At 59.1% G+C, this 21,333-nt stretch carries 19 protein-coding genes; 8 read left to right on the forward strand and 11 right to left on the reverse strand.

The window, feature by feature from the left end:
- Positions 1-5: 5 nt before the first annotated feature.
- The 3 genes from HFD97_RS11765 to HFD97_RS11775 form a co-directional block, all read right to left on the reverse strand.
- A complete protein-coding gene (locus tag HFD97_RS11765) occupies positions 6-1,178 on the reverse strand; it encodes a Gfo/Idh/MocA family protein (protein WP_111208276.1) in 1,173 nt (390 codons plus the stop codon).
- Positions 1,179-1,188: 10 nt separating this feature from the next.
- Entirely contained in the window at positions 1,189-2,106 is a 918-nt protein-coding gene (locus HFD97_RS11770; protein WP_167431923.1) for a TIM barrel protein, read from the reverse strand.
- Between the two features lie 150 nt (positions 2,107-2,256).
- Positions 2,257-3,282 carry a LacI family DNA-binding transcriptional regulator gene (locus tag HFD97_RS11775; protein WP_167431922.1) on the reverse strand — a complete coding sequence of 342 codons (1,026 nt, stop codon included), beginning with the start codon at positions 3,280-3,282 and terminating at the stop codon, positions 2,257-2,259.
- 260 nt (positions 3,283-3,542) lie between these two features.
- Here HFD97_RS11775 and HFD97_RS11780 point away from each other — a divergent pair, with 260 nt between their 5' ends.
- The 3 genes from HFD97_RS11780 (at position 3,543) to HFD97_RS11790 (ending at position 5,781) form a co-directional block, all read left to right on the forward strand.
- The gene (locus HFD97_RS11780) at positions 3,543-4,421 is read left to right on the forward strand and encodes a sugar phosphate isomerase/epimerase family protein (RefSeq protein ID WP_167431921.1); all 879 of its coding nucleotides are present in this window, start codon (positions 3,543-3,545) and stop codon (positions 4,419-4,421) included.
- A gap of 191 nt (positions 4,422-4,612) precedes the next feature.
- Positions 4,613-5,476 (forward strand): glutathione-dependent disulfide-bond oxidoreductase, encoded by an 864-nt coding sequence (gene yghU, locus HFD97_RS11785; protein WP_150028739.1) that lies wholly within the window; start codon positions 4,613-4,615, stop codon positions 5,474-5,476.
- Positions 5,477-5,487: 11 nt separating this feature from the next.
- A complete protein-coding gene (locus HFD97_RS11790; protein WP_009092527.1) occupies positions 5,488-5,781 on the forward strand; it encodes a DUF1330 domain-containing protein in 294 nt (97 codons plus the stop codon).
- 29 nt (positions 5,782-5,810) lie between these two features.
- On the opposite strand, the gene HFD97_RS11795 is transcribed toward HFD97_RS11790, so the two are convergent.
- The gene (locus HFD97_RS11795) at positions 5,811-6,752 is read right to left on the reverse strand and encodes a LysR family transcriptional regulator (RefSeq protein WP_009092528.1); all 942 of its coding nucleotides are present in this window, start codon (positions 6,750-6,752) and stop codon (positions 5,811-5,813) included.
- Positions 6,753-6,816: 64 nt separating this feature from the next.
- On the opposite strand from HFD97_RS11795, the gene HFD97_RS11800 reads away from it, so the two are divergent.
- Complete coding sequence (locus HFD97_RS11800; protein ID WP_009092530.1) at positions 6,817-7,887, forward strand: tartrate dehydrogenase; 1,071 nt, start codon at positions 6,817-6,819, stop codon at positions 7,885-7,887.
- Positions 7,888-7,940: 53 nt separating this feature from the next.
- On the opposite strand, the gene HFD97_RS11805 is transcribed toward HFD97_RS11800, so the two are convergent.
- From HFD97_RS11805 to HFD97_RS11820, 4 genes are all read right to left on the reverse strand, one after another.
- Positions 7,941-9,272: a glycoside hydrolase family 28 protein gene (locus HFD97_RS11805; RefSeq protein WP_167431920.1), complete on the reverse strand. Its 1,332-nt coding sequence runs from the start codon at positions 9,270-9,272 to the stop codon at positions 7,941-7,943.
- A 103-nt stretch (positions 9,273-9,375) separates the two neighbouring features.
- Entirely contained in the window at positions 9,376-10,191 is an 816-nt protein-coding gene (locus HFD97_RS11810; protein WP_058957022.1) for a carbohydrate ABC transporter permease, read from the reverse strand.
- Positions 10,191-11,063, reverse strand: coding sequence for a carbohydrate ABC transporter permease (locus tag HFD97_RS11815; protein WP_009092534.1), 873 nt, complete (start codon positions 11,061-11,063; stop codon positions 10,191-10,193). Before HFD97_RS11815 ends, HFD97_RS11810 begins: the two co-directional genes overlap by 1 nt.
- A 57-nt stretch (positions 11,064-11,120) precedes the next feature.
- Positions 11,121-12,452 (reverse strand): extracellular solute-binding protein, encoded by a 1,332-nt coding sequence (locus HFD97_RS11820; protein ID WP_167431919.1) that lies wholly within the window; start codon positions 12,450-12,452, stop codon positions 11,121-11,123.
- 550 nt (positions 12,453-13,002) lie between these two features.
- On the opposite strand from HFD97_RS11820, the gene HFD97_RS11825 reads away from it, so the two are divergent.
- Together HFD97_RS11825 and HFD97_RS11830 are read left to right on the forward strand one after the other, a co-directional pair.
- Positions 13,003-13,602 (forward strand): GNAT family N-acetyltransferase, encoded by a 600-nt coding sequence (locus tag HFD97_RS11825; protein ID WP_167431918.1) that lies wholly within the window; start codon positions 13,003-13,005, stop codon positions 13,600-13,602.
- A 12-nt stretch (positions 13,603-13,614) separates the two neighbouring features.
- Entirely contained in the window at positions 13,615-14,706 is a 1,092-nt protein-coding gene (locus HFD97_RS11830) for an ABC transporter ATP-binding protein (protein ID WP_046101047.1), read from the forward strand.
- 56 nt (positions 14,707-14,762) lie between these two features.
- Here the strand turns inward: HFD97_RS11830 and HFD97_RS11835 are convergent, their stop codons facing one another.
- Positions 14,763-15,878: an ROK family transcriptional regulator gene (locus HFD97_RS11835; RefSeq protein ID WP_009092538.1), complete on the reverse strand. Its 1,116-nt coding sequence runs from the start codon at positions 15,876-15,878 to the stop codon at positions 14,763-14,765.
- A 30-nt stretch (positions 15,879-15,908) separates the two neighbouring features.
- On the reverse strand, positions 15,909-16,802 hold the full coding sequence (locus tag HFD97_RS11840) for a BadF/BadG/BcrA/BcrD ATPase family protein (RefSeq protein WP_167431917.1): 894 nt from the start codon (positions 16,800-16,802) through the stop codon (positions 15,909-15,911).
- Between the two features lie 271 nt (positions 16,803-17,073).
- Between HFD97_RS11840 and HFD97_RS11845 the strand changes: the two genes are divergently transcribed.
- Positions 17,074-18,231 (forward strand): Gfo/Idh/MocA family protein, encoded by a 1,158-nt coding sequence (locus HFD97_RS11845; protein ID WP_167431916.1) that lies wholly within the window; start codon positions 17,074-17,076, stop codon positions 18,229-18,231.
- A gap of 857 nt (positions 18,232-19,088) precedes the next feature.
- On the opposite strand, the gene HFD97_RS11850 is transcribed toward HFD97_RS11845, so the two are convergent.
- Complete coding sequence (locus tag HFD97_RS11850) at positions 19,089-20,330, reverse strand: MFS transporter (protein ID WP_033736437.1); 1,242 nt, start codon at positions 20,328-20,330, stop codon at positions 19,089-19,091.
- A 399-nt stretch (positions 20,331-20,729) separates the two neighbouring features.
- Between HFD97_RS11850 and HFD97_RS11855 the strand changes: the two genes are divergently transcribed.
- Positions 20,730-21,329: a hypothetical protein gene (locus HFD97_RS11855; RefSeq protein WP_033736438.1), complete on the forward strand. Its 600-nt coding sequence runs from the start codon at positions 20,730-20,732 to the stop codon at positions 21,327-21,329.
- Positions 21,330-21,333: the final 4 nt, after the last annotated feature.

Consider the following 21,333-nt stretch of genomic DNA (forward strand, 5'->3'; position numbering starts at 1 on the left):
GCCGCTCACGCGCACGGCACCCAGACCGCGCCCGCCTCTGCCGATTTCACGCACTGCGCGACCCAGCGCACGCCGGTTAACCCGGCATGCACATCGGGATACCAGAAATCCTGCAGGAAAGCGGTGTCGCGGCGATCGGTGGCGTCCATCGCCAGCGCGAAGCGGCGATAGAGATTTGACCAGGCCTCAAACAGCCCCTCCGGATGCCCGCCGCCGATGCGATCCTCTTCCAGCGCGCGCGGGGTGAGATAGCCCATGCCACGCTCCAGAATCCGCACCGGCTCGCCCTGCACTTCATAGCGCAGCTGGTTGGGCTGCTCATCCCACCACTCCAGGCTGGCTTTCGCGCCAACGACGCGAATCTTCTGCCCGTGCATAGAACCGGCATTGACCGCCGATGCCCAGAGCGTGCCGACCGCACCGTTGTCATACTCCATCATCACAAAGGCGTTATCCTCCAGCGGCGCGCGCGAGGCAACAAAGCTCTGGCGCGCACAGAGCAGCCGCGTCATCTTCAGCTGCGGCAGCATGGTTTCGGCGATAAACAGCGGATGCGTGGCCAGATCGCCTAATACATAGCTCGGCCCGACAAAACGCGGGTCTACCCGCCAGCGGGTACTTTCACTCTGCAGCTCCACCGCCTCATTATGGAAACCGTGAGCAAACTGCATGTTCACAATGCGAATCTCGCCCAGCGCCCCTGCCGCGATCATCTCTCTGGCCTGATGGATCAGCTGATGTCCGGCGTAGCCGTAGGTGACGCCAATAATCTTCTGCTTCTCCCGGCTGAGCTGCTCCAGCTCATCGGCCTCATCGACCGTAAAACAGAGCGGCTTCTCACACACCACATGCAGTCCGGCATTCAGCGCTGCCCGACAGATGGCAAAGTGGGTGTTGTTTGGCGTGGCGATGGACACCGCTTCAATCCCCTCTTCCCGCGCAGCCTCGCCGGCGAAGAGGCTGGCGTAATCGGGATAGCAGCGATCGGGCGCCACGCCCAGCGCCTGACCAAACTCGCGTCCGCGCCCGGCATCAATATCAAAGGCGCCCGCCAGCAGCGTGAAGTTACCGTCACGCTGCGCCGCCGAACGGTGGATGTAGCCGATCTGGCTGGTGCCGCCGCCGCCGATCATCCCCCAGCGCAGTGAGCGATTAGCCGCTTTTTTTCCGTTAATCATGCTGTTGCCCTCAGAATCCTGTTGATCGGAGATAGTCCAGGCTGGCTTTCACATCGCGCAGGCTGGTGTCGGCATGGCGCGGGTCACGCTCCTGTTCAATGGTGATCCAGCCGCGGTAATGGCGTTCCGTCAGCAGCGCATGCACGGCCGGATAGTCGATTGCGCCCTGACCCAGCGGGCACATGACGCCCTCCGCGCAGGCGGTGAAGAAGTCGACTCCGCGCGTGATGGCGTCCTGCCAGACCCGCAGATTCACATCTTTAAAATGGAGATAGTCGATGCGCGTCCAGTACTTTTTCAGCGCCGCCACCGGGTCCATCCCGGCGTAACAGAGGTGGCCGGTATCCAGGCACAGCCCCGCGACCTGATGCGGAATATCCCTGACCAGCTGCGCCAGCTCATCGGCGAATTCGATGCAGCCACCCGCGTGCGGATGGATCACCGGCCGTACGCCATACTCCCGCCAGGCAATGTCGCTCAGAATGGTGATGTGCTGCATCATGCGCTGCCATGCATCCGCGGAGAGCCGGGGGGCCTTCTCTGACTGACCGGCATATTTCGCCCGTTCCGGATTGCCGAAGTCGATAATCACCAGCCAGGGCGCGCTGGCTCCCGGGGTTTTCGCTGCTGTCGGGACACGGGCGAGCGTGCGGCAGAGGTTGTGGGTCAGCGTCACCAGGGTGGGAAAATGGGCCTCACTGACCAGATCGTCAAAGATCGTGCCCGCCACCAGCGAAAGCTGATGCGCATCGAGCTGCCGGGTCAGCTCAGCCGGATCGGTGGGCAGGTAGCCCCACGGCCCCAGTTCGATGGCCGGATAGCCCGCCTGCGCGGCCTCGGTCAGGACTTTCTGCCAGGGTGGCAGCCAGGGATTGGCGGGATCGTCCACGCCCCAGCTACAGGGCGCATTAGCAATGTGAAAGGTCATCGTGTCTGCCTCTGCAGTAAGAACTGCCGGCAGTATCAAACAAACGTTTCATCTCAGACAACGATGAAAGTTTCATTTTTTGATAGAGATCGCTTTTAAAAATCGCATTTCATGATAGTTTTCTATCATTAAAAAGCTAACACCTTCTTTCTACAGGTTTTCCCGCGTCACGATCTCAAAGGGCACGGTAATCTGCGCAAAATGAGCCCGCGGCTCCATCCGCCCGTTCAGACAGGCCGAGACCACCGCTTCGGCCATCGCCTCAATACGATGGCGCAGCATCAGCGTGATGGTGCCGTCAATCAGCGCCAGCTCGTCGCCAGGCAGCGGGCCGTGGCACACCAGGTCAATCTGCGTGCGTCCGCTCTCCCGCAGCGCCTGCACCACGCCCTCAATGCCGCCGCAGGGAGCATAAATCATGACCAGGTCATCATGACTCTCCAGCAGCGCCCGGGTGGCCTGGTAGCCCCCCTCTGCCGTCTCGTGTGTTTTCAGCGGCTCCAGCACGCGCTGGCTGATGCCCGACTCGCGCAGGGAGGAGCGAAAACTGATTTCGCTGCTCTCCTGACAGGTAAAGCGATGGTCGCCGATCAGCACGCCGACACACCCTGGCCGGTGCAGCAGGTGGCGGGCCATCCAGGCGGCAGTGCGGCCCGCCTTCTGGCTGTCGATGCCGATAAAGCCTGCATGTTCGCAGGCGGAGAAGTCGGAGAACAGGGCGTAAACCCGCACGCCGAGCCGCGAAACATCCTGAATCGCGTGACGAATCAGCGGATGATCCAGCGCCACCAGCGCGATCACGTCGCAGCACTGCGCCAGCTGCCGCACTGAACGGGCAACCGCCTCCACGTCATGAATATCATGCCAGCAGAAGACCGGTTCACTGCCTGCAGGCTGCTGCTGTTCCGCCTGCTGTTTCAGCGCTTCGCCCAGCTGCTGATAGAGCGAATAGCGCGCGGGCAGCAGGATAAAGCCAAAGCGTAAGACCTGCGCGGCGGGCGACGCGATATGCTGGCTGTGGGCCTGTGTCAGCTGATAGCCCAGCGATCTGGCGGCCGCCATCACCTTCTGCTCTGTGGCGCTGCGCACCGGTGCGCGACGGTTCAGCACCCGATCCACCGTGGCTACCCCCACGCCCGCCGCCTGTGCAACGGCCGTCATCGTCACTTTTGGCATCCTGTTTCTCCCTCTTCACGCTCTGTTGTGGTTATTGACGGTAACACTCTATCCCGGCACGCCCTTTTTCTCTCATTTATTTGATAGAAAACCTCACTCAAAGTTGATCGCTTTCGCAAAAATGAAACATCCGTTTCTTTCTGCGTTCTCTTTAAAACAGTCATTTGCTAAAACCGGGGAAAGGCTTGTGCGAAAGCGGCGCGCATACAGGCGTCCTCTTCACTCAGGAACCGTTCCTTCAACCTTGCCGGAGCAGAGAGATGAAAATCGCTTTTGATGTGGATGTGATTAAAGAGCTGGGCATCACCCGTATGGTTCATCAGGTCGCCGACTGGGGATATCAATATATCGAACAGTCGCCGCATCCGCAGATCAACCCGTTTTATAAACATCCCAAAGCCAGCCGTGAAATCATCACCGAATATAAAAATGCGCTGCGTGCGACCGGCCTGGCGATCTCCTCGTTTATCGTCGTCTATCGCTGGTCCGGCCCGGATGAGCTGCGTCGTCAGGCGGCGGTGAAGAACTGGAAGCGGATGATTGAGATCGCGGTTGAGATGGGAGTACCGGTGATCAATACCGAACTCTCCGGCACGCCAAACGAGCCGGAAATCTGCGAAGAGATGTTCTATCGCTCGATGGAGGAGCTGCTGCCGATTCTCGAACGAGAAGGAATACGCGTCGAAATTCAGGCGCATCCGTGGGATTTCTGCGAAGAGAACAACGAAACCGTGGATATCGTAAAGTCGTTCCGCAGCGATAACGTGAAGTATATCTACAGTGCGCCGCACACCTTCTTCTATGACAAAGGCAAAGGCGATGTGAAACCGATGCTGGAGTACGCCGGAGACGATCTCTCCCATATGCTGATTGCCGACACCATGAACCACACCCGCCACTGCCGCTACATCGTCAATCCGCCAGGCGTCGACGCCACTATTCATCAGCACGTCGGCGTTGGTGAAGGTGAGGTCGATTTCGACACCCTCTTCCAGACCCTGCGAGACACCGGCTTTGCCACACGCCGTTACAAAGTTGGCGGAGAGCCGATAGTCGCGGCCTCGCTGTTTGGCTACCCGGAAAAGATGTCAGTTCAGGCCATTGAAACCCGCGAACGGATTGAGCGCGAACTGCTCTGATCCCCGCAGCCATGCAGCCCGGCAGTGATCCTCCGGGGCGATAACCGCCCCGCTTTTCCTTTTTTCATCTTTCCGATCGCCCAGACATCAGCGGGTTGCCGCGCGTCCTCACGCAGCCAGCAGAGTTAAACCGCCTTATCAGCACCTGCTACACTCCAGACAAACATCACACCACGAGGCGAACGTTTATTATGTCGGAAAATGCATATCAGCCTGCAACAGTCTGGAACTGGGATCCTGAAGCCAAAGGCAACGGCGCGAAAACCAATCGTCCGTTCGCGGGTCCTACCCATGAAAAAGCGCTGCCGGTCGGTAAACACCCTTTACAGCTCTACTCACTCGGCACGCCGAACGGTCAGAAAGTGACGATCCTGCTGGAAGAGCTGCTGGCGCTGAACGTTAACGACGCAGAATATGATGCCTGGCTGATCCGTATTGGCGAGGGGGATCAGTTCTCCAGCGGGTTTGTGGACGTGAATCCTAACTCAAAAATCCCGGCGCTGAGCGATCACTCCGTCACCCCGCCGCTGCGGGTGTTCGAGTCGGGCAATATCCTGCTCTATCTGGCGGAAAAGTATGGCTACTTCCTGCCAAAAGATATCGCCGGCCGCACTGAAACCCTGAACTGGCTCTTCTGGCTGCAGGGCTCTGCGCCTTACCTCGGTGGCGGTTTTGGTCATTTCTATCACTATGCGCCGGAAAAAATTGAGTACGCCATCAACCGCTTCACGCTGGAAGCGAAGCGTCAGCTCGACGTGCTGGACCGCCAGCTGGCAGATCATCGCTATCTGGCCGGTGAGGATTACACCATCGCTGACATCGCCACCTGGCCGTGGTACGGCAACATGGTGCTGAATGATCAGTATGGCGCGGCGGAATTCCTGGATGTGCAGTCCTATAAAAATGTGGTGCGCTGGGCGAAAGAGATCGCGCAGCGTCCCGCCGTTATTCGTGGCCGCAAGGTCAATCGTGTCATGGGCGACCCGGCCGATCAGCTGCATGAGCGTCATGATGCCGCTGACTTCGATACCCAGACCCAGGATAAAAAAGCGTAAGGAGCTAACCTGTGAGTGCATACGTCGTATTTATTCGTGATAACACCCTGAACCAGGACGAAATGAACACCTATTCTGAGAAAGCGGGCCAGGCACGCGGCGATCATCCGATCAATCCGCTCGCCTTTTATGGCGCGCTGGAAACGCTGGAAGGTCCGGAAGCGGAAGGCGTGGTGATTCTGGAATTCCCGACCCGCGAAGCGGCGCACGCCTGGTATGACAGCCCGGAATATCAGGCTGCCAAAGCGCACCGTCTGAAAGGGGCGAACTATCGCGTGGTGCTGGTGCAGGGCATCGACAAATAACACGCAGGGCGGCAGCGATGCCGCCTTTTTTACGCCTCCACCTTCTGCAGCGTCTGCTGCAGAAACGCCACGAACGCCGTCACGCGTGCCGGAAGCTGACGCTGCGCCTGCCAGACCGCAAAAATGTCGCCATCGGGTGCCTGCCATTCAGGCAACACCGGCAGCAGATCCCCCGCCGCGAGGCTGTGCTGCGCATCCCACCAGGAACGCAGCAGAATGCCATGCCCATCCATCGCCAGCCGCATCGCCACTTCGCCATCGTTGGTCATCAGGCTGCCGCGCACCTTCTGGCTGATGCTCTGCTCACCGCGGGTCAGTCGCCACAGGGTAAAATCGCTGTCGTGCTGACGCAGTAAAATGCAGTTGTGTTCCGCCAGCTCGCTGACCGTCGCAGGCAGGCCGTGCCGGGCAGCATAAGCGGGCGAACAGCAGAGAATACGCGGATTGGTTCGCAGCTTACGCGCCACCAGCCGCGAGTCAGGCGGCTCACCGACGCGAATATCGATATCGATGTGCGCATCGAGAAAATTCAGCGGCTGGCTGCTGAGGTGCAGAGACAGCGCAAGCTGCGGATGCAGCGCGGCAAAGGCGGAGACGCACGGCGCGATATGGCGACGGCCAAACCCGAATGAAGCGTTGATATTCAGCGAGCCGCGCAGCTGAGCGGTTTCACCGCTGACCGCTTCTTCCAGCGCCACCAGCTGATCGAGCAGCGGGCGGGCACCTGCCAGATAACGGTGGCCTTCCGGCGTCAGCTCCAGCCGTCGCGTGGTGCGGCGCAGCAGCTGCACGCCCAGACGCTGCTCCAGCTGGCTCAGACGTTTGCTGACGGCCGCCAGCGACAGACCCAGCTCACGTGCCGCTGCGGTCAGGCTCTCCAGCCCGGCCAGGCGAACAAAGAAGGCCAGGTCATCGGTGGAGGTGCGGGATTCTCTACTTTTATTCAACACTGGTTTGCGTTTCAGACTCATTATTTCCCCGGAAGCGACAGTTATACTGCGGTCACAATTCGAACATCAACCGGAAAGGTGCCCTGTGACTGAGAAAATCCATCGTATTGCCGTGATCCCCGGCGACGGTATCGGTAAAGAAGTGATGCCGGAAGGCGTCCGCGTGATGAATGCCGCCGCCGAAAAATTTAACATTCCGCTGCGCTGGGAGTGGTTTGATTACGCCAGCGCTGAGTACTGGCAGCAGCACGGCAAAATGCTGCCTGACGACTGGTTCCCGCAGCTGAAAACCTTCGATGCCATCTACTTTGGCGCCGTAGGCTGGCCGGAGGTGGTGCCTGACCACGTCTCCCTGTGGGGGTCGCTGTTACAGTTCCGCCGCGAGTTCGACCAGTACGTCAACCTGCGTCCGGTGCGCCTGATGCCCGGCGTCAAAGCGCCGCTGGCCAATCGCCAGCCGGGCGATATCGACTTCTATGTGGTGCGTGAAAACACCGAGGGCGAGTACTCCAGCGTGGGGGGCACCATGTTCCCCGGCACCGATCGGGAAGTGGTGATTCAGGAGACGGTGATGACGCGCACCGGCGTCGATCGCATTCTGAAGTTTGCCTATCAGCTGGCGCAGAGCCGGCCGAAGAAACATCTGACCTCGGCCACCAAATCCAACGGCATCGCCATCACCATGCCTTACTGGGACAGCCGTGTCGACGCGATGTCCGGCCAGTTTCCGGAGGTTCGCGTCGATAAGTATCACATTGATATTCTCACCGCCAACTTCGTGCTGCACCCGGACTGGTTCGATGTGGTCGTCGCCAGCAACCTGTTTGGCGATATCCTCTCTGACCTTGGCCCGGCCTGTACCGGTACCATCGGCATTGCCCCCTCCGCCAACATCAACCCGGAGGGTCTCTTTCCCAGCCTGTTTGAGCCGGTTCACGGCTCCGCGCCCGACATCGCCGGTAAAGGCATTGCCAATCCCATCGGCCAGATCTGGTGCGGTGCGATGATGCTGGAGCATCTCGGCTACAAGGCGGCAGGCGAAGCGGTTCTGGACGCCATTGAACGCACGCTGGCGGCGGGTGAGCACCTGACGCGTGACCTCGGTGGCTGCGCCAGTACAGAAGAGCTGGGGGCGGCCATCGCCGCCGCACTGTAAGTGAATCACGCTGCCGCCCGCCCCCGGCGGCAGCCCTCTCACCACCGCGCCACTTATTCCGGTAACCGGACGACCATCGCCGGATGCCACCCTGCGGGTAAGGGATCCGGCCGCACGATGTTCAGGTTATGCAGGTGCAGGTTCTCTACGCCGCGCGCAAACAGCCCTGGCAGCCCGCCGGGATAGGGCTCAACCCCAAATGCTTCTCCGGATGCCGGGTCAACCCGGTAGGCATTATCCAGGCCCATGCCGGTCGGGGCGTCCGGGTTGCAGGGCGGCCGTATGTCGTAGTGACCCTGGGGCAATGACGCCACCGCCTGCTGCATCTGAAGCTGGCTGATAACCACATCGCGTATCCAGCCCGGTTCTGCCGCATGCAGGTTAATCGCCCCCTCGGCCACGCCGGTTATGGTACTGAACTGCACCTGCTCCACGACGCCGGGTGTGATGGCGGGATCGCGGCGGCGTACCGAAATATGCAGCGGATCGGCTTTGCCCCAGTGACAGGGCGGCGCGTGGTGACAGGCAAACGTCAGATTGCTGAACAGCAGACGCCGCATGGCACCGCCGTCGCGCGACAGAATGCCAATCCCCCGGTTCGAATCAAAAATGGTGCAGCCGGTTACCGTGACATCTTCCACATCGTCCCAGGTTTCGGTGCCAATCTTCAGGGCGCAGCTGTAGCTGCGCAGCAGGCAGTTGGTGATCATAATCTGCCGCGCCGGCCGCCGCAGTGCGGCGGGTTTATGGGTGGTTTTGATACAGATGGCATCGTCGGCGGCGCTGAAATAGCTGTTGCTGACAAACACCGCTTCGCAGCTGTCGATATCCAGCGCATCGGTGTTGGGCATCGTCATGGCGTTGTCGATGGTGAGGTGATCGATATGCACATGGCGGCAGCTCACCAGATGGACCGTCCACATCGGTGCCTGCACCAGCGTAAAGCCGGTCAGCGTTACCTGCTCACAATCTTCAAACACAATCAGGCGTGGCCGGTCAGCGTGCGGCAGGCGATAGCCCTGTGCATCCCGCTCAGCGGCAAACCAGGCGTCACCCTCACCATCAATGCGGCCGGTGCCGCTGAGGGTGATATTGCGCTGGCCCAGCGCGTAGAGCAGCACGTTGTGGGATTTCTCCGCGCAGCTCAGCGACTGCACCGCCTGATAGTCAGCCAGCTGCTGGCTGGCGATCAGCACCGCACCCGCGTCGAGATGCAGCTCAATGTCTGAGGGCAGATTCAGGCAGCCGCTGCGATAACGTCCGGCAGGCAGTGTCAGACGGCCGCCGCCCGCCGCCGCAATCTGGTCAAGGGCGCGCTGCAGCACGGCGGTGTCCGGGGTTTCGCCGTCGGCGGCAGGATGAAAATCAGCAAGGGAAAGGTGCATGGTGCGTCTCCCGCAGGTTTGAGGAGGAAAAATTGCAGCACGAAACGGCGCAGCAAACCTTTGTCTGGCCGCCAGTTCGCCGTTTCGTGCGGGCTGTCACAGATTACTTCACGGCCCCTTCCGTCACGCCGCTGATAAATTTGCGCTGGAAAATCAGGAACACCAGGATCAGCGGCATGATCACAATCATCGCCCCCGCCATCAGCACCGGAATGTCGATGGTATTTTTATTCTGGAAAAACATCATGCCAATCGGCAGCGTCCGCAGCTCATCTTTGTTCACCAGAATCAGCGGGATCAGGAACTCATTCCAGGTCCAGATAAACAGCAGCAGCCCCAGCGTGGAGAGGGTTGGCCAGATAGCGGGTACCAGAATGCCCCACAGGATTTTCACCCGCGACGCGCCGTCCATCACCGCTGCCTCCACCAGCTCTTTCGGCACCTGCTGAAACGCACTGGCGATCATCAGCGTGGTAAAGGGCAGCGACAGGGCAATCTGCGGCAGGATCAGCGCCAGATAGGTGTTGGTCAGCCCCATCCAGCGCAGCTCGTGATAGAGCGGAATAATAAAGGCCTCACTCGGCAGCACCATCCCCAGCGCCAGCATCGCGGCTATCACCTTTTTGCCGGGGATCTTCAGCCAGGCAAAGCCAAATCCGGCCAGAATACCCAGCAGCACGCTGAACAGCACCACCGGGATCACCACCAGCACAGAGTTTAGGAAGTAGACGTTGAAGTGTCCCTGCTGCCACGCGGTCAGGTAATTTTTAAAATTAAGCGAGGCTGGCAGCGTAAAGACGCCCTGAAACAGCTCCATCTGGGTTTTGAATGAGGTCATCAGCGCCATCAGAAACGGCAGAATCGTCATCAGCGCCACGATCCAGATCAGCGCGCGTGAAATGACCGGCGTGCTTCGCATCAGTAACGCTCCCTTAAGGCCAGATGGATCAGGTAGTTAATCCCCAGAACAATGATCATACTGAACACCGCCACTGACGAGGCATAGCCAAAGTAGTGCAGATCAAAGCCCTGCTTATACATAAAGATGTTGGTGACCATGGTGGAGGTGCCCGGCCCGCCCTGGGTCATGACATAGACCAGATCGAAGGCTTTGAGGCTGGCGATCACCGTCAGCAGCAGGGCAATCCGCAGCTCGGGTCGCAGACCCGGCAGCGTGATGCGCATAAACTTCTGACGGCGCGACGACCCATCCAGGTCGGCCGCCTCCAGCAGGGAGGGGTCCATACGCTGCAGGCCCGCCATAAACAGCACCAGACAGAAGCCGAAGAAGTACCAGGTGGCGACCAGACCGACCGCGGGCAGCGCCCAGGTAAAATCGCCCAGCCACGACAGGGCCAGCTGCGGCAGGCCGACGGCGCGCAGTATCTGATCGATCGGGCCAAACGCCGGGTTATAGAGCCAGCGCCACACGACCCCCAGCACGGCCATCGGCATGATGTAGGGCAGGAAAAAGAGAATGCGCAAGACGCTGCGTTCCTTGTTGTTGCGCGTCTCATAGAGAAAACTGCACAGCAGCAGGCCAACGCCGATAGGCAACAGGGTATAGAACAGCATCAGGATGGCGTTATTGCCCAGCGCAATCCAGAACACCGGATCGCTGAACATCCGCATATAGTTACTGATGCCGCTGAACACCGGCAGTGAGGTGCCGTCCCATTCGGTAAAACTGATGCCCAGCGAGGCCAGCAGCGGAAAGAGCAGAAATACCGCATAGACCAGCACCGCAGGCAGCACATAGAGAAAATTACGCCAGCCGCTTAAATTCAACATAACCCTACTCGTGACTCAGAACAGTGCTCAGGCCCGGCGCTTCGCCGGGCCTCCGGCTTAGTGTTTCAGGGTTTTCAGGTAACGCTGATAGTTGTTATCAAAGTTGACCACCATCTGATCGGCAGTCTGACGGCCCGCCAGCAGCAGCTGGACATTCTGATTCAGCTCGGCATTCATGGTCGGGGTCGCCCAGTCCACGTAATGACCTAAACCGTCATACTCATTGAGCGTCAGCCAGACCTGATACGCCTCGGCCAGCAGCGGATTGTCCGCCGGCATGGTGGCCGCTTTGTTAGTACTGGCGGGCAGGAAACCGACCTTCAGCCAGCGGTTCGCCATGGCATCAGAGACCATATAGTTGATGAACTTCGCCGCCCCCTCCTGCTGATCTTTGCCTTTGGCGGTGCTGGTGATGGAGAACGCCAGATCGGTGCCCCCCACCATCAGCGGCTGCTTCACACCTTCACCGGCAGGCATCGCCGCGAAGTGAATATCTTTATTGTCTTTGAACTGGCCGAGGTACCAGGTGCCACTGACCAGAAACGCCGCCTGGCCGTTCTGGAACAGGGTGGCGGCATCGTCATGGCCAATGCCCTGGAAGCCGGGGAAGAAGTAGCCTTTGTCGGTCCAGCTCTTCATCATGGTGGCGGCGTTGACCAGCTTGCTGTCCCTGAAGGTGCCGCCCACATCGTAAATCAGGTTATCCAGCGTCTTGCGGTCACGGCTCTCGATCTGGGCCTGCCACAGGGTGCTGAGCAGCTGCTGGCCCATGTTGCCATCCAGCAGCCCCAGCATCATCGGCGCGGTGCCCTGCGCTTTGAGCTTCGCCATGGCGCTTTCCAGCTCTGCCAGCGTTTTCGGCACCGGAATGCCCGCTTTATCCAGCAGCGCTTTGTTGCAATAGAGCCCGACCATCTCCCCCAGGCTGGCGGTGCCGTAGAGTTTGCCGCTGCCAAATTCACCGCTGTCCGACCAGCGGTTACGTTTCAGAATCGAGTCCGGAAAACGGGTCGTCCAGCCATAGCTGGCTGCGTAGCTGTCGAGCGGCAGCAGCAGCTTATCTTTAACCAGCGAGCCCATATCCCCGCCGCCCTGGTTGACCTGCGCAATCTGCGGGCCGTCACCGGCGGTCAGCGCCAGCTTAAGCGGGATGCGGGTATCTTCAAAGGAGTGCACCGAGCGGTTGATAACAATACCGGGATTCTGCTGAGAGAACTCTTTGATCCCTTCATCCACCGCGGCGGTCTGCTGCGGATAGTTGTAGATATCCCACTCATTGAGGGTCACGGCGGCGTGGGCGGCCTGCGAGACGCTGCCTGCCAGCAGGCCCGCTGCCAGCAGCCGACCCACATTGCGAATTCGGAACGAACGAACGGAGGAAACAGACATTATGCTCACCTTCTTCAGACCAGAATCGGCATCCCTGCATCTCACCGCCTGACATCCTGCAGGCTGAAGCCGCACACAAACACACTGATTCATACTTACTTTAATAAAAAAATAAAGTCAAACAACCTGCCGCGGGAATTGCAACGCTGTGAGCGCGCGCAAATAAACAGCAATCCGGCGTGAATATCAGCACATCACGCTGGTCTGACGCCTGTTAACCGCGGCGGCAGCGTGCCCCGCGCGCTTTTCACAGCAGGAGATCGCCAGGCTATAATGACAAAATAACACCCTGATAAACCATACGAAAATCCTATCACGCTCACACTTTTCTCTTTTTACCGGCGCTGCATCTGCCGCCAGCCGCCGCCCTGCGGGCGTGCTGACGATCACAGTTGTGCATCATGACGCCATGAAAGATTGATTAACCGTCAGCGTTAGTGCGATAAGGGAATTATTCTATCTTGAAAACTAAGTCCACATTCATTAACGTAACTTTATCCTGTGGATCTGTTTACTCCCTGACCGTTTCACTCACTCATGAGAATTCACCATGGCGAATCAAGGTGTCATTCGTCCGGCCACGCCGGCGGACTTCCCGGCGCTCTACCGTATCTGCCTGGAAACAGCGGATGCCGGTGGCGATGCCCGCGCGCTCTACTCCGATCCCGACTATCCCGGCCAGCGCTTTGCCGTGCCCTACGCGCGGTTTGCGCCTGACTTCGCCTTTGTGCTGGAGCGTGACGGTGAGGTGCAGGGTTACGTTGTGGCCGTGCCTGACACCCGCGCGTTTGAGGCCCAGCTCGACGCCGAATGGTGGCCGCAGCTGCAGGAGAAATATCGCGACCGCAGCGCCAGCGCCCCGCTCGACAGTAAAGTGCTCGACGCCATCCGCCAGCCCGACCAGGCCGCGGAAACGCTGGTGACCCGCTGGCCCGCGCATCTGCATATCAACCTGCTGCCTGCCGCCCAGAAAGGGGGCTGGGGTCGCCGGATGATTGAGCATGAGCTGGCGGCGCTGCGGGCCGCCGGGGTCAGCGGTGTCCATCTTGGCGTCAGCCTGCAGAACGAGCAGGTGTGCGCCTTCTATACGCGTATAGGGTTCACCCCTATCCTGCGCAGTAATGCCATCTACATGGGCCAGTTACTCTGAGTGAGGTAGCCGATGACCAGCCTGCGCTTGCAGAATGTGAAGAAGTCGTATGAGCACGTCAATGTCATTCATGGCATCGATCTGACGATCAACAGCGGCGAATTTGTGGTGTTTGTCGGCCCTTCCGGCTGCGGCAAATCGACGCTGTTACGGATGATCGCAGGGCTGGAGGAGATCAGCAGCGGTCAGCTGCTGATTGAGGGGCAGGATATGACGCAGCAGCCCGCCACCGAGCGCGGCATCGCGATGGTATTTCAGTCCTATGCGCTCTACCCCAACATGACGGTGCGCGGCAATCTGGCCTATCCGCTGGAGGTCATGAAAAAGTCGAAAGCGGAGATCAACCAGGCTATTGCGCAGACGGCAGCACGGCTGCACCTGACGGAACTGCTCGACCGCCTGCCGCGTGCGCTTTCTGGCGGACAGCGGCAGCGCGTGGCGATTGGCCGCGCCATCATTCGCCATCCGCGTATTTTCCTGTTCGATGAACCGCTCTCCAACCTGGATGCCGAACTGCGTCTGCAGATGCGGATCGAGATCGCCCGCCTGCACGCCTCACTCGGTAACACCATGATTTATGTCACCCACGATCAGCTGGAGGCGATGACCCTGGCTGACCGCATCGTGGTGCTGCGTCAGGGCCGGATTGAGCAGGTCGGCGCGCCGCTGACGCTCTATCACGACCCGGATAATCTGTTTGTCGCCGGGTTTATCGGATCGCCGAAGATGAACTTTCTGCGCGCCGAAATCAGCGCGACGGGCGAAGGTGAAGTGCAGCTGCGGGTGCCGGAGCTGAAGATTGAGGGGCTGGTCATGCCCCTTGCGGCTGCCTGCCGCGAGGGCCAGACCGTCACGCTGGGCATTCGTCCCGAGCATTTCCAGCCTGCCGCGCAGACGCCGGACGCCCTGCGTTTTCACGGCGAGCTGGCCTATGGCGAGATGCTGGGTCACACCAACTATCTCTACCTGGATATCGGACGTGAACAGATGCTGGTGGTGGAAGAGCGTGAGGCCACCCCGCGCGATCTCGGTGCGCAGGTGGAACTGGGCATCTCTGCCGCGCACTGCCTGCTGTTTGATGAGCAGGGTCTGCGCCTGCGTTAGGAGAAGCGCGGAAACAAAAACGGGCGCTTAGCGCCCGCTTTTATTCGAGTGTTAACTCAGGTGACCGGCTCTTCGTCAGCCTGGGCTGCCAGCAGATCGAGCAAGCGGTTAACGGCAAATCCCGCCGCGCCCAGCGCCCACATCCGGTTCGATTCCGTCAGAAACTGCAGCGGCGTCATCTGTGGCGTCAGTTTCAGCCGGTAGGCCTGGAAACTCTGGGTGATGTGATCGAGCAGAATGCGTGACGCCATGTGCGGCTCCATCGCCAGATAGACCACATCCGGATCGTAGGCCACCGACAGGTTTGCCAGCGAAATGCCCAGTTCACGTCCCGCCTCTTCCAGCGCCGCCAGCACCTCTGGCGTGGGCCGCTGATCCAGCGCCTGCAGCGTCACGCCCTCCGCATCCTGCTCCGCCACCCGCTGCAGAATGGCGCGCGAGGAGGCGACATCTTCCAGCAGGCGCAGCGAACCGTCACCCACCAGCCCGTTACCAATCTCGCCCGCCTTGCCGTGACGACCGCGATAGAGCTGACGATTAAGGATGATCCCCGCGCCGATCCCTTTGCCGTAGGTGGCGATCACCGCCGACTGCGCATTGCCGAGCTGACCAAACACCAGCGCGGCCATGGCCATGGCGTTGGCGTCGTTTTCGATAAAGACCGGCAGCGAGAAGCGCTCTTCAAGCAGGCGCGCAATCGGAACGTTATCCCAGCCCAGCACCTTGGAGCGGATGCAGTAGCCGTTTTCAGCATCGACCAGCCCCGACAGCGCCAGGCCAATGGCCCCCACCCGCTTCTCCTCCACGCCGCGCAGAAACTTCGCCAGCGCATCGCCAAGCTGGCGCGGCGTCAGCGTGCCTTTCGGCATCTGCTGCTCGCCCAGCAGGTTGCCGCTGAGATCGGTCATGACGATCAGGTTGCGTTCCGCATTGAGCTGAATCCCAATCACGCTGGCGCGGTCGGGGTTGAGCCCCAGCAGGGTTTTTGGCCGCCCCATCGACACGCGACGCAGCCCCAGCTCCTGCACAATCTCCTGTGTCAGCAGGCGGTTAGTTGCCTGTGAGACGGTCGACATGCTCAGTCCGCTGCGAACTTTCAGATCTGACTGGCTGATTGGCGCATTTTCGACAATCAACCGCAGAATGCGCGCGGTTACGTTGGGAGCGGTCATAGATTCCTCGGGTTATCGGGCTGAGGCAGCTCAGCCCGCTTGAGATCGGTAATCGGCAGGCGTCAGCTGCTGCGCCAGGGTCAGCGCCCCGCTCAGGGCATCGCCCTGCGGCACCACCAGCCGGGCCTGAATATCTTCATCCAGCCAGCGCTGAATCGGTGCGGCCATGCCGCCCATCAGCGCCACCGGCCCGCTGCTCAGGGCGATCAGGCGTCGCACCATCAGGCCGATATCGGCGGCGGTCTGTTGCAGCAACTCCCGAGCGTGGCTGTCACCCGCGTTGGCGGCTGCAAAAATCTGTGGCACCACGCGGGCCCAGTCAGCAGGCACCGCCGTGCGCGTCCAGAGCAGCATGGTTTCCGGGCTGTCGCCGAACTGCGCCATCAGCTGGCGGGTCAGGGAGCCGTGCGGAATGATCGACTCATGCGCCAGCAGCGCCAGACGCAGCGCGCGACGGCCCAGCTCCGCCCCCGATCCCTGATCGGAGAGGGCAAAGCCCCAGCCGCCAAGCAGCGTAAAGCGTTCGCCATCCCAGGCGGCGCCCTGACTGCCGGTGCCGATGATAAAGACCGCCCCAGGCTCGCCACCGTGCGCGCCCGCGCAGGCGATCTCCACATCGCTGACCACCTGCAACGCCGCGCAGGCGGGCTGCCAGCTGGCGAGGCGCGCCTGCACTGAGGCGACGTTAGCGCCCGCCAGCCCCGCCACCAGCGCGGTCTGTGCCAGCGCCTCTGCGGTGAGTCCCGCCTGGATAAATACCTGTTCAGTCAGCTGCCCGACGCAGGTCAGGGCCGCATCATAATCTGACCAGACGTTGGCGGGTCCCCCGGTGCTTTCTGCCAGCAGGCGGCCCTGCCGATCGGTTAAGCGCGCGCGACACTGCGTTCCGCCGCCATCGATGCCAAGAAGATAGTGTGGTTGCACGCGCTTCCTTCCCTGATTAAGGGTTATAGCCATAATGAGCGAACGATAGGATAAAAAAACTTAAATCGCAATAACAAATAAATATGGTAAAAACATCCTGACTATTTTTCCTTAATTTACATAAATATAACAAAAACCCACCCCGCAAAACGTGCAGTGCGATGTTGACATTACTTTTTCTGCCGTAATAAGTTGATGGTCAGATTATCAGCAGCCGCGCCCGACCGCTGGCGGGCTTTGCATCATCCGATCTCAGGAGCAGGGGTTTACCATGAAAGTAGGCATTATCGGTCTCGGCTTTCGTCTGTCCCACGTCATGAAAGAGTTCAACAAGGCTGACGACAGCTTTTCCGTCGTGGGCTATTACGATCCGGCCCCCGCCGGATTGCCGAATCTGCACAGCTTTGGTATTGCGCCCGGCCAGGCTTTTGCGTCTGTGGACGCCCTGCTGGCTCACGGCGGAATGGATGTGGTGCTGGTGGGTTCACCCAACTTTCTGCATCTGGAGCATGTGGGTCAGGCGCTGGCGGCAGGCTATACCGTCTTTACCGAAAAGCCGGTGGTAATTAATGAAGAGCAGACTATGGCGATGGCAAAGCTGGTGCGTCAGTATGGCGAGGCGCGCATTCTGGTCGGGCTGGTGCTGCGCTATTCACCGCTTTATCACGATCTGCTGGCTGCGCGCGATGCGGGCCAGCTGGGCGAAATCACCTCGATTGAGGCAACCGAACACATCAAGCCTTATCACGGTGCTTTCTTCCAGCGCGACTGGCGACGGCTGGAGAAGTATGCCGGTCCCTATATTCTGGAGAAGTGCTGCCACGACATCGATCTCTATCAGGGCCTGCTGCAGCGGCGTCCGACTCATGTCGCCAGCTTTGGTGGCCGGAAATCCTTTACCCCGGCTCATGCCCCGCAGGGGGCGATCACCCCTGAGTCGGAGCTCTATCACGTCAAACCCAGCGGCTGGTCCAGCACAGATGCGGTCTTCGACAGCGATGCTGACATTGTCGACTACCAGACCGCGCTGATTGAGTATGAGGGGGGAGCCACCCTCGCCTTCCACGCCAACCTGAACGTGCCGGATGAGTTCCGCCGTTTCTGCGTCATGGGCACTGACGGCATGGCGGAAGGCGACTTTGTGCGTAACTACTTCCGGGTGCACAACGCCCGCAGCGGTGAGAAAGAGGTCGATACCGCCTACAGCGGCAACGCTTATGATGGCCATTACGGCGCGGATGCGCTGATGGCTGAAGAGATCGTCAAACATATTAAACAGGGAACACCGCTGAAAGTCTCAGTGGTGGACGCGCTGGAAGCGGGCCTTACCGCCATCAAAATCGATGAGGCACGCAAAACCCGCAGCGTAGTGGACATGCGTGAAAGCTGGCTGACATTTGACGCCAACCTGGGAAAATCCGGGGCCTGACGGCCCCAGCCTCAGGGGCGGCCTCCCCCGCCGTCCCCGGCTTGTTACTGGCACTCTGACTGGTACTCTGCTGAACTGGCCTTCGGGCCAGTTACTTCTCAGGTGACAGGCAGTAGTCACCTTCAGGCCTGCCGCCTTATGTCAGCAACAGACGCACGAAAACGCCTTTAAACGACCTCTTCCGGTATGAGAATAATCGACAGGGTGTTGCTCACGCAGGCTGCAGAGCAACGATTGAACCCATGTTGACGCGCGGTAGTCGCTGCTGCCTGCTGGTCAGGCGTTTTGCGTGGCCTATTTCCGATCTTCTTTAGATGAAATCATCCAGGCTAATCCGTAAAGAACCAGTCCAGCGAGAAAAACGAGCAAGGGGGCGAGTACGCGCATAATCCCTTCATTCGCAAAAATGGCAATGAACATGCCCGGCACTACGGCGCTGATCACAACCGTCCCTGATAACTCAGAAATGACTTTTCTGATGACTCTTAAGATTCTCGATTGCACTCAGAAATTGCTCCTTTTTCAGAGGGTTTTTATCAAGCGTAAAAAGATTAACTACCCTCAGCAACCGATATGGCGGGCGACTTTGCGGAAGACGCAGGCTCCCTGAAGCCTGCGCGGGATGTGCCTGTAGCGGCCTTCCTGAAACGGGAAGCGGCTGCCGGATGTGAAGCGAAGGGAGCATATGTCTGTAGCAAAGCATAGCGGGCCACGGATGGCCCGCGCTGAGCCTGCCAGGGAGGGCGTTTTTGCGTCTTTGCGAAGGACATATGCTCCCTGAAGTCTGCGCTCAGGTTACCCGCGATAACCTTCCTGAGCCTGATCCGGGCATCACAAGCGCATACAGCTGCCCTGGGTCAGACCGCATCCCCCTCATTCTCCAGCTTCTGCCGCCGCCGCAGATGCGGAAACAACTTCATCCACAGGGCCACCACCACCAGCGTACCGATCCCGCCAATCGCCGCCGCCGGGGCTGCGCCCATCCATGCTGCCAGCATCCCCGACTCAAACTCACCCAGCTGATTCGACGTATTGATGAAAATGGCGTTCACTGCATTCACCCGCCCGCGCATCGCATCCGGCGTATCCAGCTGCACCAGCGCACCGCGAATCACCATACTGACCATATCGAAACCGCCCAGCGCACACAGCGCGAGCAGCGACAGCCACAGCTGCGTCGAGAGCGCGAACACCAGCGTGGCAACACCAAAGCCCGCCACCGAACCAAACATAATCATCCCGACATGCTTATCCAGCTTATGCCGGCTCAGCCAGATGCCGACCAGCAGCGCCCCCACAGAGGGCGCGCCCCGCAGCATCCCCAATCCCCACGGCCCGGTATGCAGAATATCTTTGGCAAAAATGGGCAGCAGCGCGGTCGCGCCACCCAGCAGGACGGCAAAGAGATCGAGCGAAATCACGCCCAGCACATCTTTGCGTTCGCGGATAAAGTGAATCCCGGCAAACAGATTCTTCATGTTCATCGGCAGGCGCGGCTGCAACGGGCGCTCATAGCGCAGCAGACTCACCAGCGTCAGCGAAATCAGATAAAACAGCGCAGACACGCCATACACCACATGCGGTCCCGCGACATAAAGCAGCCCGCCCAGCGTCGGTCCGACGATAACCGCCGCCTCGCCGCCCACCGAGTTCATCGCCATCGCCCGCGCCAGAATCGCGGGCGGCACCAGCGACGGCAGCATTGAGGACATCGAAGGCCACTCCAGCGCTTTCGCCACCGCAATCATAAATACCAGACCCCAGAGCGTAACCCGGTCGGCGGTAGAGAATAAGGTAAGCACCACTAATGCCAGCAGCGCAGCAAATTCCACCAGCTGACCGAACAGCACGATACGCCGCCGGTCATACTGATCCGCCAGATGCCCTGCAGGCAGCGCCAGCAACACCGACGGCAGAAACTGCATTAAGCCGATCATCCCTAACGCCATCGCGCTGTCGGTCAGCGCATAGATCTGCCAGCTGATCGCCACCGAAAACATCTGAAAACCAAACGATGAACAGGTTCGTGCCAGCCAGAAGGCGACGAATGCCCGATGTCGCCACAGCGGCTCTTCCGCTGCCGATGCCATAAATCCCATGTCTTATCCCAAATTTGATGAGCCGTCCCGCGTCGTTGCGCGGTGTTATTTGTGCGGTCGATGAGGAACGTCAGATAACAGAGCGGATGAAGTATAATCGCGATGATTTTCCCTCTGCTGCTCCCGGCGATAAATCGCCTTCCTGTCCATGCCGGGCCTGAAAAATCTCTCCTGATTATTACCAGCCTACTGGTCCCGACTATTGAATATATTCCACGTCATCATCAGACGCCAAAGGAATTATTGCTTCTGTGCCGAAGCGTTTATTTACGCTCCGCGACAATAAAAGGATGATTTGGATTAAGCAGTTGATCTATATTTATTCACGCGTTTGGAAAATGCGACCGTTTATATGATTGATTATCAATAAATCCTTTTTTATTGCACGCCAAAGAGATAATGAAAAACAGTTTATATAACCCTTATGTTACTGAACCTATCCATCACGTTACGCGTAATGTCACGGGCATTTGCTATAGCGTGCCATATCTTCAGCAAAATCAGGACAGCCGCAATATACTTAATACAAACAACATTATTTCATTACACAATCAAATCGCTACTGAAGCAGCATTAATGATTGTCCCGGTAGAAGACTTTCGGCTGCAGGGAATGATTGCGGTTCCGGATGCTTATTCTCATTTACAGGATGGGCGAATCAGAATTGGTATTAATTATACCAGTTTAGCCGCACACCACGCCTCACTGCTTGAATTAACAGAGAAATTTGATTTCTGGCTTTATGATTTTGCTCCGCCCGGTGCAGACTGGCGACTGCTGGAATCCTTTCCATTTTCCGGGATTGTTTTAACCGAAGCGTTCTTTAATGACAATTATGAAAAGTTTACCTTTCCTTTTTTCATGGCGACATTCCGTGAGAAAGGGGCCGAGGTGATCGTGCGAAGTCATACGCCGCCTTTAAGCGCTGAACAGTTTGCTGAGATAAATATTAGTGGCTGGCAACAGCAACGCTCGGACGGCGACCTGATTAGCTGCTGAACCA

It is taken from the genome of Pantoea sp. EKM103V (genome assembly GCF_011800365.1).
Classification (GTDB): Bacteria; Pseudomonadota; Gammaproteobacteria; order Enterobacterales; family Enterobacteriaceae; genus Pantoea; species Pantoea anthophila.